The sequence below is a fragment of the Klebsiella sp. KP20-425-1 genome (assembly GCF_025813515.1).
Classification (GTDB): domain Bacteria; phylum Pseudomonadota; class Gammaproteobacteria; order Enterobacterales; family Enterobacteriaceae; genus Klebsiella; species Klebsiella pneumoniae.
The window spans coordinates 4264011-4277821 of the sequence record NZ_CP109614.1 but is presented as its reverse complement, the minus strand read 5'-3'; the positions used below and the strand labels follow the sequence as shown (position 1 = coordinate 4277821).

Below are 13811 nucleotides of genomic sequence, written 5' to 3'. Positions count from 1 at the left end.
AACAGATTAACACCTTTCAAAAATCCTGCTATGCTGCCGACGCGGTATCGGGCATTTACCCTACAAACTGCTGTCTCACAGGAGCGTGAAGAAAATCGCCCAGCCACTAAATCCTTCAAGATGCGTCACGCGGCAAGCTAAGCCAGGACAGAGGCAGATTGATTGAAGACGTGTAGGCCGCATTATGACAATGAGAGCGAGGAGAACCGTCGTGCTAGAAGAATACCGTAAGCACGTAGCTGAGCGTGCCGCCATGGGGATTGTTGCCAAACCCTTAGATGCAACCCAAATGGCCGCGCTGGTAGAACTGCTGAAAAACCCGCCTGCGGGCGAAGAAGAATTCCTGTTAGACCTGCTGATTAACCGTGTACCGCCGGGCGTCGACGAAGCCGCCTATGTTAAAGCTGGATTCCTTGCCGCGATCGCCAAAGGCGAAGCGACCTCCCCCCTGGTTACCCCTGAAAAAGCCGTTGAACTGCTGGGCACCATGCAGGGCGGTTACAATATCCATCCGCTGATCGATGCGCTGGACGACGCGAAACTGGCGCCGATTGCCGCGAAAGCGCTCTCCCATACCCTGCTAATGTTCGATAACTTCTACGACGTGGAAGAGAAAGCCAAAGCGGGTAACGAGCATGCTAAACAGGTTATGCAATCCTGGGCTGACGCCGAGTGGTTCCTGAACCGTCCGCAGCTGGCAGAGAAAATCACTGTTACCGTCTTCAAGGTCACCGGCGAAACGAACACCGATGATCTCTCTCCGGCGCCGGATGCGTGGTCGCGCCCGGATATCCCGCTGCATGCGCTGGCAATGCTCAAAAACCCCCGCGAAGGCATTGAGCCGGATCAGCCGGGCGTGGTTGGCCCAATCAAACAGATCGAAGCCCTGCAGCAGAAAGGCTACCCGCTGGCCTACGTCGGCGACGTGGTCGGGACCGGTTCTTCACGTAAATCCGCCACCAACTCGGTGCTGTGGTTTATGGGCGACGATATCCCGAACGTGCCGAACAAGCGCGGCGGCGGCCTGTGTCTGGGCGGTAAAATCGCGCCAATTTTCTTCAACACCATGGAAGATGCGGGCGCGCTGCCTATCGAAGTTGATGTGTCTAACCTGAACATGGGCGACGTAATCGACGTTTACCCGTTCAAAGGCGAAGTGCGTAACCACGAGACCAACGAACTGCTGGCCAGCTTCGAGCTGAAAACCGATGTGCTGATCGACGAAGTGCGCGCCGGCGGCCGTATTCCGCTGATCATCGGTCGCGGTCTGACCACCAAAGCGCGTGAAGCGCTGGGCCTGCCGCACAGCGATGTCTTCCGTCAGGCGAAAGACGTGGCGGAAAGCACCCGCGGCTTCTCGCTGGCGCAGAAAATGGTTGGCCGCGCCTGCGGCGTTGCCGGTATCCGTCCGGGCGCTTATTGCGAACCGAAAATGACCTCCGTCGGTTCTCAGGACACCACCGGTCCAATGACCCGTGATGAGCTGAAAGACCTGGCGTGCCTGGGCTTCTCTGCAGACCTGGTGATGCAGTCCTTCTGCCACACCGCGGCCTACCCGAAGCCGGTTGACGTTACCACGCACCACACTCTGCCGGACTTCATCATGAACCGCGGCGGTGTTTCTCTGCGTCCGGGCGATGGCGTGATTCACTCCTGGCTGAACCGCATGCTGCTGCCGGATACCGTGGGTACCGGCGGTGACTCCCACACCCGTTTCCCAATCGGCATCTCCTTCCCGGCGGGCTCTGGTCTGGTGGCCTTCGCCGCCGCGACCGGCGTGATGCCGCTGGATATGCCGGAATCGGTGCTGGTGCGTTTCAAAGGTAAAATGCAGCCGGGGATCACCCTGCGTGACCTGGTCCACGCCATCCCGCTGTACGCCATCAAGCAGGGCCTGCTGACCGTGGAGAAGAAAGGTAAGAAAAACATCTTCTCTGGTCGCATCCTCGAGATCGAAGGTCTGCCGGATCTGAAAGTCGAGCAGGCGTTCGAGTTGACCGATGCCTCGGCGGAGCGTTCTGCCGCCGGCTGCACCATCAAGCTGAATAAAGAGCCGATCGTTGAGTATCTGAACTCCAACATCGTTCTGCTGAAGTGGATGATCGCCGAAGGCTACGGCGACCGCCGTACCCTGGAGCGTCGTATCCAGGGCATGGAAAAATGGCTGGCGGATCCGCAGCTGCTGGAAGCCGATGCTGACGCGGAATACGCGGCAGTGATCGACATCGATCTGGCGGATATTAAAGAGCCGATTCTGTGCGCGCCGAACGATCCGGACGATGCCCGCCTGCTGTCTGATGTGCAGGGCGAGAAGATCGACGAAGTGTTCATCGGCTCCTGCATGACCAACATCGGCCACTTCCGTGCCGCCGGTAAGCTGCTGGACAGCCACAAAGGCCAACTGCCGACTCGCCTGTGGGTGGCGCCGCCAACCCGTATGGATGCCGCGCAGCTGACCGAAGAAGGCTACTATAGCGTGTTTGGTAAGAGCGGGGCGCGTATCGAAATCCCTGGCTGTTCCCTGTGTATGGGTAACCAGGCGCGCGTGGCCGACGGCGCGACGGTGGTTTCCACCTCTACCCGTAACTTCCCGAACCGTTTAGGTACCGGCGCTAACGTCTATCTGGCCTCTGCCGAACTGGCAGCGGTGGCTTCGCTGCTCGGCAAACTGCCGACGCCGGAAGAGTACCAGACCTTCGTGGCGCAGGTGGATAAGACGGCGGAAGATACCTACCGTTATCTGAACTTCAACCAGCTGGATCAGTACACTGAAAAAGCTGACGGCGTGATCTTCCAGACCGCGGTGTAAACCATTCGGTCAGCCCGGCTGACCGTTTGGCGATAAACTCTCCAATGCCCGGTGAACATTGCATCAGCGGGCATTTTTATTTCCAAACCTCCCGCCCGCTACGCTTTTTTTCTTTCTGTCTGCTGCGATAATTACTGCATGGGTACAGTGCAGCGGTGACGCATTGCCCTTGCAGAGGAAAAGACTATGGATTACGAATTTCTGCGCGATATTACCGGAGTGGTAAAGGTGCGAATGTCGATGGATCACGAGGCGATCGGCCACTGGTTCAACGAGGAGGTGAAAGGCAATCTTGCTCTGCTGGACGAAGTGGAGCAGGCTGCGCGCACCGTGAAGGGCAGCGAGCGTTCCTGGCAGCGTGCCGGGCATGAATATACGCTGTGGCTGGATGGCGAAGAGGTGATGATCCGCGCCAATCAGCTGGAGTTTTCCGGCGACGAAATCGAGGAGGGGATGAGCTACTACGACGAAGAAAGTCTTTCTCTGTGCGGTGTTGAGGATTTCCTGCAGGTGGTCGCCGCCTATCGTGAGTTTATGCAGCAGCGTTAATGACGCCTTTTATGTCGGGTGGCGCAGAACTACAGGCCCGGCAAGCAAAAGCGCCGCCGGGCATTTCATAGATTACACGGCAGGAATATTGCGGCCGTAGTAAATCTCGCGCATCTCTTTCCATAGCAGGTCGGTAATGACCTTGCGCTCTTCGGCAGTCAACTCTTCCGGTCGGGTATGGAACATGTAGTGCTTAAGGTCGAACTCCTTGAGCAACATTTTGGTATGGAAGATATTTTCCTGATAAACGTTGACGTCGACCATGTCATACAACGACTTCATATCGTCGGACATAAAGTTCTGAATCGAATTGATTTCATGATCGATAAAATGCTTCATCCCATTGATATCGCGGGTAAAGCCGCGCACACGGTAGTCAATGGTCACAATGTCCGATTCCAGCTGGTGAATCAGATAGTTCAGCGCTTTAAGCGGGGAAATGACGCCGCACGTTGAAACTTCGATATCGGCGCGGAAGGTGCACAGGCCGCCCTCCGGATGGCTCTCCGGGTAGGTATGCACGCAGATATGGCTCTTATCGAGATGGGCGACCACGGTTTCCGGTAGCGGGCCAGGATGTTCGGTCTGGTCAATCAGCTTGGGATCGACAGGCTCTTCGCTGACCAGAATGGTCACGCTGGCGCCCTGGGGTTCATAATCCTGACGGGCGATATTCAGGATATTGGCGCCAATAATAGAACAGGTTTCTGTCAGGATCTCCGTCAGGCGATTGGCATTATAGAGTTCGTCGATATAGGCGATGTAGCCGTCGCGCTCTTCTGCCGTTTTGGCGTAACAGATATCGTAGATACAAAAACTCAGGCTTTTGGTCAGGTTGTTAAAGCCGTGCAGCTTCAATTTTTTCAATTTAGTTCACCCCCTTATTTCGCGTCACGGTGCGGACAGAGCATCATGCAGATATTGTGGTAAGGCGAAGGCCGCCGTATGGATTGCCGGATTGTAGTAACGGCAGGTCAGGTTGGCTTTGTGAAAGCGCGCCTGAATGATTTCGCTGGAGAGATGGCGCAGCGCCTCATTGTCGCTCGCCCAGGCAAAGGTCATGATCCCGCCGTAATAGGTTGGAATTGCCGCCTGGTAGAAGCTGACGTCGCGAAAATAGTGGCTTAGCTTGCGATGGCTGCCTACCGCTTCATCCTGTTGCAGGAAGCAGACGCCATTCTGGGCAACAAAGATCCCACCCGGGTTCAGGCAGCGTTTGCAGCCTTCATAAAAAGCCGAGGTGAACAGGCTTTCTCCCGGGCCGATAGGGTCGGTACAGTCCGAAATGATCACGTCAAACGTTTGCGTCGTCTGATTAACAAAATTGACGCCATCATCAATCACCAGCGTAAAGCGCGGATCGTCATAGGCGCCGGCGTTATGGTTCGGCAGGTACTGGCGGCAGAATGAAACTACCCCGGCGTCGATTTCCACCATGGTGATGGTTTCGATGCTACGGTGACGAGAGACTTCGCGCAGCATCGCGCCATCGCCGCCGCCAATGATCAACACATGCTTCGCGTTGCCGTGAGCCAGCAGCGGCACATGGGTCATCATTTCGTGATAGATGAACTCGTCGCGTTCGGTGGTTTGTACGACGCCATCCAGCGCCATCACCCGGCCAAAGGCGCGGTTATCAAAGATGATCAGATCCTGATGATCGGTTTTTTCGTGGTACAGCACGTTATCAACGCTAAAATACTGACCAAAATGGTCATGCAGCGTTTCATGCCACAGTGGATTATCGGCCACGATAAGGCTCCTCCTTCGTTAACATCTGTTACACCCGTAAAACGAGTGCAACATCATAGACAACTATAGATGAGGATGCACGGCGGTTATTGCAGCAATGAGGCAGGAATAACAGCCACCGCCCTGGAAGGGCGGTGGAGAGGATGAGGCTATTTTGCCGGCTCGGGTTGGCTATCTACTATCCGCACGGAATAAACCATGGTGGCGCCTGGCGGGATTTTTGGCGGTAATCCTTTACTGCCATAGGCCTTTTCAGGCGGGACGACGAGCGTCACAGAGCCGTGGTTCTGTAGACGCTTCAGCGGTTCGCGAAACACCGGGGGATAGGCATCCAGCTTTTGCGTAAGCGCCTGATCTTTCGCTTCCATATCGTTGATCACCGTCCCGTCCGTCAGCATCTCTTTGATCACCACGGTAACCAGGTCGTTACCGCTTATTTTTCCTTTACCCGGGTAATCGACGCGGCTGTAGACGCCCTCTTTAAAGACCACATCTTTTTTGCGCGCAAACGCCTGCTGATATTTCTTGCCGGCACTGATGTTTTTCTGCTCTATTTTATTCAGGTTCTGATAAACCTGCTGCGACACATCAAACAGCGCTTTGTTACGTTCCTGCTCTCCGAGACGAAGCTGGCCGCGAAAGGCATCTTCGATGCCCTGCAACACCAGGCCTGCGTCGACGGTAACTCCCTGAGTGCGACGGGTGGTAAGGACGTTGAGCGCCTCGCTTCCCATCGAGGCGCCGATCGCATAAGCCTGCTGTTCTCCCGATGCGCTGAGTTTGGCGGCGGCGCTCTCGCCGCTGCGCGTTTTGGACTGTACAGAAAGCTGCGTTCTCAGCAGTTCGATTTCATCTTCTTTCATCCGTAGCTGGGCGTTGTCTTTATCCGCCTGCAGGCGATAGGCTGCCACTATGGCCGCCATCTCTGGTGGCTCATTTTTTGGCGCAGCGGCGTCGTTAGCGGGGCCATGCGGCGCTTTATCCGCGGCGGCCAGCCGGGTCGCCAGCGGCTGTTTGTCAGCGTTAAGCGCTTTAGCCTGGTCAAGAGCGGCCTGCTGCGCCTTCTCCGCAGCGGCGAGGCGAATAGTCAGCGACTGCTTATCGGCGCTAAGGGCCTTAACCTGCTCGAGGACGGCCTGTTTCTCTTTTTCCGCGGCGGCCAGTCGGGTAGCCAGCGGCTGTTTGTCAGCGTTAAGCGCTTTAGCCTGGTCAACAGCGGCCTGCTGCGCTTTCTCCGCAGCGGCGAGGCGAATAGTCAGCGACTGTTTATCGGCGTTAAGGGCCTTAACCTGCTCGAGGACGGCCTGTTTCTCTTTTTCCGCGGCGGCCAGCCGGGTCGTCAGCGGCTGTTTGTCAGCGTTAAGCGCTTTGACCTGCTCAAGAGCGGCCTGTTTCTCTTTTTCCGTTGCGGCCAGTTGGGTCATTAGCGCGTGTTTATCTTTATTAAGCGTGGTAAAGCTGGCGCTGAGGCGTTTATTTTCAGCTTCGGCTTGCTGAATCTGCGTCGTTAATTGCTGGATCTGCTGACGCGCCGCGGCCTGGCTTTGCTGTAGATTATTATTCTGCACAACGCCTGCTTTTTTTATTAATGCCTCTTTTTCTGCAGTAGCGGCGCTTAAGGCGACCTGTAATTCATTAATTCTCTTATTCAACGCCGCTTGCTCATTCGCTCCGGCAGTATCCGTTTGCGGCGTAGCGGCAAGCTGTTTTTTTAATTGCTGTATAAGCTTATCTTTTTGTGCAATCGCCGCCTGCTGGCTGGTGATTCTTTTTTGTAATTGTGAGGTGTTGGTACCGGTTTTTTTATTATCTGCGCTCTGGCGGCTTTCTTGTGTTTGTTTTGCGCTTGCGGCATCGTTTTTTTCTTGCGCCTGAGATTGCTGGGTTTGCTGTTGGGCGTAATCAAGAAAGGCCGGCGCGGCGCCGGCGGTGAAGGGGGTTGAAAGCGCCAGCGCAGCGACGAGCATCAGCAGGGGCGCGTTGAGGGTCAGCGTGGCGGCTCTGTTCATGGCTGTTTGCTTTCACCACGCTGTACCAGGCTATCGATCAGCGTTTTCTGGATATCGGCGCACAGTTTGATGGATTTAAACTGATACATGGAGTCAATGCCAAGCCGGGTAGGATCCGCCACTTTCTCGCGCACGCTATTGTATTGTGACGCCGCGCGCACTAAAGCGTTAAAGTCATTGCTGAGTTTAGTGGCTTGCTGTGGGTTAACCTCTTTTAGCGAATCCAGCGCCTGGCGACAGGATTCAATGCGCGCTTGTTCGCTGGCCGCCCGCTCCTGCTCTGCCTGCTGCTGTGACGTCAGCGGCGTGGCGATCGGTTTAACCGGCTGGCGGGAAGAGGTATTGCTACAGCCGGCTACTAACAGCGCGGCGAGAGGGATAACACGAAGAGTCAGCGAGATATTCACAATTTCAGTCCATGAAGTAGGTATATTTTTACCGGATTCTAGAAGGGTGCTTTTTATTTTGCAATATATGAATAATGATATTTTATTAGTTTTTTAGTCATTCTTCATTATTATGAGTTTACTTTATTTGGCAAATTGATAGGTTCGCAATTAAATAAGGTTTGTTTATATACAATAATAAATATAAATATTTAAAGGGGGAAATTGAAATGCTAAAGGCGCGGAGCGTTGCCGCCCGCGCAGGGAATTATTTAACGTAAGCCAGCAGGCTGAGCGAATCGCGGGCCAGCGCTTTACATTTTTTCGCCGTCGGAATGTTAATGCCGCTAAGATCGCGATAGCTGTCTTCGCCAAGCGCTTTCATGTTGTAGCTGTCATAGTTGCTCAGGTCCCACTGGTTCTGTTGGGCAAAGAACACCAGCGCGCGACGGATCTGCGTGTTGGGCAGGTTCTGGTAGCCACAGTCGTTTTTCAGAAACACAAAAACCGCGGTTAAATCAGCCATATCTTCCGCTTCGGATTCGCTGAGCGCGTAGCTGTTGGCGGAGAGAGCAAGCAGGCTGCCGAGTACCATTGTTCTGAAAAGCGTCTTCATTTTTTCTACCATTAGATCACCGACGCTTCAAATTAGCATACTTCTTTACACAGCGCCGATCTTTATTCTTACTCTTCTGCTTGACCTTCCCGTTACGGTAGGGTTTAAGCTCAAATATTCGCCCGCAGAATAAAAGGATGTGAATATGCAACGTCGAGACTTCCTCAAACTGACCGCCGCGGTCGGCATGGCCAGCGCATTGCCGTTATGGAGCCGGGCGGTCTTTGCCGCCAGTCGCCCGGCTCTGCCGATACCGTCGCTGTTAGCCGCCGATGCGCGCAACTGCATCGCGCTCAGGATCCAGGCGGGCAAAACGCGGTTTGGCGCCCTGAATGCCACTACCTGGGGCTACAACGGGTCGCTGCTGGGCCCTGCGCTGCAGTTGACGCAGGGGAAGACCGTCACGGTGGATATTACTAACCAGCTGGCGGAAGAGACCACGCTGCACTGGCATGGTCTGGAGGTACCGGGCGAGGTCGACGGGGGGCCACAGGGGGTTATCGCGCCGGGCGCCACCCGCACGGTAAGCTTCACGCCAACGCAGCGGGCGGCGACCTGCTGGTTTCATCCGCATCAGCATGGAAGCACCGGCCGGCAGGTGGCGATGGGCCTGGCCGGCCTGGTGCTGATCGAGGATGAAGAGAGCGGGCGCCTGCTGCTGCCTAAGCAGTGGGGAATCGATGATGTGCCGGTGATCGTCCAGGATAAGAAGTTCACCGCCGCCGGCGAGATCGACTATCAGCTGGATGTGATGAGCGCCGCCGTCGGCTGGTTTGGCGATACGCTACTGACCAATGGGGCCCTCTATCCCGAACATGCCGCGCCGCGCGGCTGGCTGCGCCTGCGCTTGCTGAACGGCTGTAATGCCCGTTCCCTCAATTTTGCCACCAGCGATAAGCGCCCGCTGTACGTAGTGGCCAGCGATGGCGGTCTGTTGGCCGAGCCGGTCAAGGTCGATGAATTGCCGGTCTTGATGGGTGAACGCTTTGAGGTGCTGGTGGACACCAGCGACGGTAAACCTTTCGATCTGGTGACCCTGCCGGTGAGCCAGATGGGCATGGCGATTGCGCCTTTTGATAAACCACAGCCGGTACTGCGCGTCCAGCCGCTGGTCATTCCCGCCTCCGGCAAGCTGCTGGATACTCTGGCCGCTCTCCCGGCGTTACCGTCCCTGACGGGGCTGACGCAGCGTCAGCTCCAGCTGTCGATGGATCCGATGCTCGACCGGATGGGCATGCAGGCGCTGATGGAGAAGTATGGCGACCAGGCGATGGCCGGAATGGATCACGGCATGATGGGGCATGGCGACATGAGCGACATGGGGAATATGCATCACGGCGACATGAGCATGAACCACGGATCCGGCATGGAGCATGGCATGTCGTCAGGCAAGGGCTTTGATTTCCATAACGCCAACCGCATCAACGGCAAAGCCTTCGACATGAATGAGCCGATGTTTGCCGCCGCCAGAGGCCAGTATGAGCGCTGGGTGATTTCTGGTAAGGGCGACATGATGTTGCATCCGTTCCATATCCACGGCACCCAGTTCCGTATCCTCAGCGAAAACGGCAAGCCGCCAGCGGCGCATCGTCGCGGCTGGAAAGACACCGTTCGTGTGGAAGGGGACGTGAGTGAAGTATTAGTGAAGTTTGATCATCCGGCGCCGAAGGAGTTTGCCTATATGGCACACTGCCACCTGCTGGAACATGAAGACACCGGGATGATGTTGGGGTTCACGGTTTAAGTCTCTGCGACCTGCTGCGATCCCCAACGGGAAGAAGGACGGAACACCAAAAAAAACGGCAACTTTCGTTGCCGTTTTGCGTTTTATTTGGCGTCATCCGGGAGCGCATAGGCGACAATATAATCGCCCATTTTGGTACCGAACGAGCCGTGACCGCCGGCAGAGATGACAACATACTGTTTGCCATTCACTTCGTAGGTCATCGGAGTCGCCTGACCGCCGGCTGGCAGACGGGCTTCCCACAGCTTCTCGCCGTTGCTCATATTGTACGCGCGCAGGTAGTTATCTGCAGTCGCGCCGATGAACAGGACGTTACCGGCCGTGGAGATCGGACCGCCCAGCATCGGCATCCCCATGGTAAACGGCAGTTTAACCGGCATCGGGAACGGCAGGCTGTCCTGCGGAGTACCGATACGTTTTTTCCATACCACTTCGTTGGTTTTCAGATCCAGGGCGGAGATATACCCCCAGGCCGGCTGTTTGCACGGCAGGCCGAACGGCGACAGGAACGGGTTCAGCGTTACGCCGTACGGGACGCCGTACTGCGGCTGCACGCCGGACTCGGTACCAGAGCCTTTCGCATCTTTCGGCGGCTCCATCGGATTGCCTGGCCCGCGCGGGATCAGTTTAGAGACGAAAGGCAGCGCCATCGGGTTGGCGATAGCCACCTGACGGTTCGGATCGACGGAGATACCGCCCCATTCAAACATCCCCAGGTTACCCGGGAACACCAGCGTGCCCTGCTCAGACGGCGGGGTGAAGATACCTTCATAGCGCAGCTGGTGGAAGATCACGCGGCACACCAGCTGGTCGAACATAGTGGCACCCCACATGTCCGCGCCGGTCAGATCTTTCTTCGGACGGAAGCTCAGATCGGAGAAGGGCTGGGTTTTGGTAACGTAATCACCTTTGGCAGCGCCCTGCGGTACTGGTTTTTCCGGCGCCGGGACCACCAGCTCGCCGTTACGACGATCCAGCACGAAGATGTTGCCGGTTTTCGCTGGGGCATAGATGACCGGTACGGTTTTGCCGTTGACCTCAATATCAGCCAGCGTCGGCTGGGAAGGCATGTCCATATCCCACAGATCGTGATGGACGGTCTGATAGCTCCAGGCCAGCTTACCGGTGGTGGCGTTCAGTGCCACAATCGAGCTGGCATAACGCTCTTGCTCCGGCGTACGGTTGCCGCCCCAGATGTCCGGAGTGGTCACGCCCATCGGCAGATAGACCAGATCCAGCTTAGCGTCGTAGGCGGCAGGCGCCCATGAGTTCGGCGAGTTGAGCGTGAAGTGATGTTCATCGCTCGGGATGGCGTTCGGATCTTTCGCACCCGGATCGAAGGCCCACAGCAGTTTACCGGTATTCACATCAAAGCCGCGGATCACGCCTGACGGCTCGCGGGTAGAGAAGTTATCGGTGACCGCGCCGGCAATCACGATGGTTTTATCGGTGATGATCGGCGGTGAAGTGGGTTCATACATGCCCGGCGTGGTGACCGGCATGTTGGTCTGCAGATTGAGAATACCTTTATTAGCAAAGGTTTCGCACAGCTTACCGTTGTCGGCGTTTACCGCGAACAGGCGACCATCGTTCACCGGCAGGATAATGCGGCGCGGACAGTCGGCGACGACGTCGGCAGGGGCGTTATCCGCTTTCGCTTCGTGATAAGAAACACCGCGGCAGGTGACGTGCTGGAACGACGGATCGGCGTTCAGCTGCGGGTCAAAATGCCACTTCTCTTTACCGGTGGCGGCGTCCAGCGCAAACAGGCGCTGGTGAGCGGTACACAGGAAGAGCGTATCGCCGACTTTAATCGGCGTCACTTCGTTAGTGATTTCACCCGGATCGTTCGGCTGTTTCAGGTCGCCGGTGCGGAACACCCAGGCTTCCTTCAGGTTCTTCACGTTATCGGCGTTAATCTGCTTCAGCGGGGAGAAGCGCTGGCCTTCCTGGTTACGGCCATAGGCCGGCCAGTCGCCGTCGGCGACGGTGGAAATCGGTGCGGCCGGCGTAGCGTCGGCGCTCAGGGTGCCGTTGACTTCCTGCGGGTCGTTAAAACCAGCCCAGGTCAGCATGCCGCCGCTGATCAGCAGGGCGACGACCAGCGCGCCAACGGCGCCAGCGGAAGGCACCGGCAGACGACGCCAGACAAAGGGCAGGATCAGCCAGATGCCAAAGAAGACGAGGATATCGCTACGCGGCGTCAACGCCCAGAAGTCGAAACCAACTTCCCAGACGCCCCAGATCATGGTCGCCAGCAGCAGCGCGGCGTACAGCCACAGAGCAGCGCGCTTGCCGCGGAACAGCATTACGGTCACGCCCAGCATCACCAGCCCGGCGATAGGGTAGTACCAGGAGCCGCCAAGCACGACCAGCCATGCCCCGCCGATTAATAGATAGAGGCCGCAGAACGCTGCAAATAGCGCAGTCAGCGTCACCAGGAGCCTTGATTGTTGAGACTTTGTTTCAGCCATAAAAAGTTACTCATGTGTTTGTTAAATTTTTTAACTGCAATTAATTATAGGATTTAACAAGTGTGATCGGAATCACAAATATGGCTTTATTAATCCCTGCACCGAAGATTTCTTTTTGCTGGTATACTGGATGGCTTGCCGGTCATCGTCGGGGCGAAAGCAGCGGCTTTGATGATTTATATTTAGAATCAAATGGTTAGTATTATGAAACATACTGTAGAAGTGATGATCCCGGAATCCGAGATCAAAGCGCGTATCGCGGAACTGGGTCGTCAAATCAACGAACATTATCAGAACAGCGGCAGCGAAATGGTGCTGGTGGGGCTGCTGCGCGGCTCGTTTATGTTCATGGCCGACCTGTGCCGTGAAGTGCAGGTGCCGCATGAAGTCGATTTTATGACCGCCTCCAGCTACGGCAGCGGCATGTCCACCACTCGTGATGTGAAAATCCTTAAAGATCTGGATGAAGACATCCGTGGTAAAGACGTTCTGATCGTGGAAGACATCATCGACTCCGGCAATACCCTGTCTAAAGTTCGCGAAATCCTCAGCCTGCGCGAGCCGAAATCGCTGGCCATTTGTACGCTACTTGATAAACCCAGCCGCCGCGAAGTGAACGTCCCGGTTGAATACGTCGGTTTCGCGATTCCGGATGAGTTCGTGGTGGGCTACGGTATCGACTATGCTCAGCGCTACCGCCATCTGCCGTATATCGGCAAAGTCACCCTGCTGGACGAGTAAGGGGATATCCCACTCTGGACAGCGCGCGCCGCGCTCTCCAGGGTGGCGAAGTCTGAAGGCTATCTGTGGTTGATGTGCTTGATCTTGAGGTTGGAGATCCCGTGGCGATAGCGCTGTTCGAGGGTTTCCCTGCTCACAGCGGTGACATCCAGATCGCGCAGCAGTCCGTCGTGAATCCCGTAAGCCCAGCCGTGGATGGTCACCTTCTGTCCGCGCTTCCACGCGGATTGCATAATCGTCGAATGTCCCAGATTGTACACCTGTTCCATCACGTTCAGTTCACAAAGGGTATCCAGACGGCGCTCCTCTGGCATTTCACCGAGCAGCGAGCTGTGCTTAAACCAGATATCGCGGATATGCAGCAGCCAGTTGTCGATAAGCCCCAGCTCCGGGTTCTCCACCGCCGCCTGCACGCCGCCGCAGCCGTAGTGGCCGCAGATAATAATGTGCTCGACTTCCAGGACATCGACGGCATACTGCACCACCGACAGACAATTGAGATCGGTGTGGATCACCAGGTTCGCTACGTTACGATGCACGAACAGTTCGCCAGGCTCCAGGCCGGTGAGTCGCTCAGCGGGAACGCGGCTGTCCGAACAGCCAATCCACAGGAAGCGCGGTTTCTGCGTCTGCGACAGTTTCTCAAAAAAGCCGGGGTCCTCTTCCACCAGCATTTTTGACCATAGTGCATTGTTGCTGATGAGTGTATCTATATCATTCATGGACGTTAT

At 56.1% G+C, this 13811-nt stretch carries 12 protein-coding genes; 5 read left to right on the top strand and 7 right to left on the bottom strand.

Annotated elements, in window-relative coordinates; translation table 11 throughout:
- Nucleotides 1-211 precede the first annotated feature (211 nt).
- Nucleotides 212-2809, top strand: coding sequence for a bifunctional aconitate hydratase 2/2-methylisocitrate dehydratase (acnB, locus tag OHJ17_RS21000; RefSeq protein WP_002888735.1), 2598 nt, complete (start codon nucleotides 212-214; stop codon nucleotides 2807-2809).
- Between the two features lie 186 nt (nucleotides 2810-2995).
- Entirely contained in the window at nucleotides 2996-3358 is a 363-nt protein-coding gene (yacL, locus tag OHJ17_RS20995) for a protein YacL (RefSeq protein WP_002888737.1), read from the top strand.
- 72 nt (nucleotides 3359-3430) lie between these two features.
- Here yacL and speD read toward each other — a convergent pair whose 3' ends face one another.
- The 5 genes from speD to OHJ17_RS20970 form a co-directional block, all read right to left on the bottom strand.
- Nucleotides 3431-4225 (bottom strand): adenosylmethionine decarboxylase, encoded by a 795-nt coding sequence (speD, locus tag OHJ17_RS20990; RefSeq protein ID WP_002888739.1) that lies wholly within the window; start codon nucleotides 4223-4225, stop codon nucleotides 3431-3433.
- 24 nt (nucleotides 4226-4249) lie between these two features.
- Nucleotides 4250-5110: a polyamine aminopropyltransferase gene (gene speE, locus OHJ17_RS20985; protein WP_002888741.1), complete on the bottom strand. Its 861-nt coding sequence runs from the start codon at nucleotides 5108-5110 to the stop codon at nucleotides 4250-4252.
- Between the two features lie 149 nt (nucleotides 5111-5259).
- On the bottom strand, nucleotides 5260-6678 hold the full coding sequence (locus OHJ17_RS20980; RefSeq protein WP_223174960.1) for an FKBP-type peptidyl-prolyl cis-trans isomerase: 1419 nt from the start codon (nucleotides 6676-6678) through the stop codon (nucleotides 5260-5262).
- A 437-nt stretch (nucleotides 6679-7115) separates the two neighbouring features.
- Complete coding sequence (locus OHJ17_RS20975; RefSeq protein ID WP_004145917.1) at nucleotides 7116-7526, bottom strand: hypothetical protein; 411 nt, start codon at nucleotides 7524-7526, stop codon at nucleotides 7116-7118.
- A 247-nt stretch (nucleotides 7527-7773) separates the two neighbouring features.
- Nucleotides 7774-8121 carry a YacC family pilotin-like protein gene (locus OHJ17_RS20970; protein ID WP_002888808.1) on the bottom strand — a complete coding sequence of 116 codons (348 nt, stop codon included), beginning with the start codon at nucleotides 8119-8121 and terminating at the stop codon, nucleotides 7774-7776.
- A 145-nt stretch (nucleotides 8122-8266) separates the two neighbouring features.
- Here OHJ17_RS20970 and cueO point away from each other — a divergent pair, with 145 nt between their 5' ends.
- Nucleotides 8267-9865: a multicopper oxidase CueO gene (gene cueO, locus OHJ17_RS20965; RefSeq protein WP_032433843.1), complete on the top strand. Its 1599-nt coding sequence runs from the start codon at nucleotides 8267-8269 to the stop codon at nucleotides 9863-9865.
- 83 nt (nucleotides 9866-9948) lie between these two features.
- On the opposite strand, the gene OHJ17_RS20960 is transcribed toward cueO, so the two are convergent.
- Nucleotides 9949-12339: a glucose/quinate/shikimate family membrane-bound PQQ-dependent dehydrogenase gene (locus OHJ17_RS20960; protein ID WP_002888816.1), complete on the bottom strand. Its 2391-nt coding sequence runs from the start codon at nucleotides 12337-12339 to the stop codon at nucleotides 9949-9951.
- A gap of 80 nt (nucleotides 12340-12419) precedes the next feature.
- On the opposite strand from OHJ17_RS20960, the gene OHJ17_RS20955 reads away from it, so the two are divergent.
- Together OHJ17_RS20955 and hpt are read left to right on the top strand one after the other, a co-directional pair.
- The gene (locus OHJ17_RS20955; protein ID WP_012542835.1) at nucleotides 12420-12539 is read left to right on the top strand and encodes a hypothetical protein; all 120 of its coding nucleotides are present in this window, start codon (nucleotides 12420-12422) and stop codon (nucleotides 12537-12539) included.
- A gap of 4 nt (nucleotides 12540-12543) precedes the next feature.
- The gene (gene hpt, locus OHJ17_RS20950) at nucleotides 12544-13080 is read left to right on the top strand and encodes a hypoxanthine phosphoribosyltransferase (protein WP_002888819.1); all 537 of its coding nucleotides are present in this window, start codon (nucleotides 12544-12546) and stop codon (nucleotides 13078-13080) included.
- A 59-nt stretch (nucleotides 13081-13139) separates the two neighbouring features.
- On the opposite strand, the gene can is transcribed toward hpt, so the two are convergent.
- On the bottom strand, nucleotides 13140-13802 hold the full coding sequence (gene can / locus OHJ17_RS20945; protein ID WP_002888821.1) for a carbonate dehydratase: 663 nt from the start codon (nucleotides 13800-13802) through the stop codon (nucleotides 13140-13142).
- Nucleotides 13803-13811: the final 9 nt, after the last annotated feature.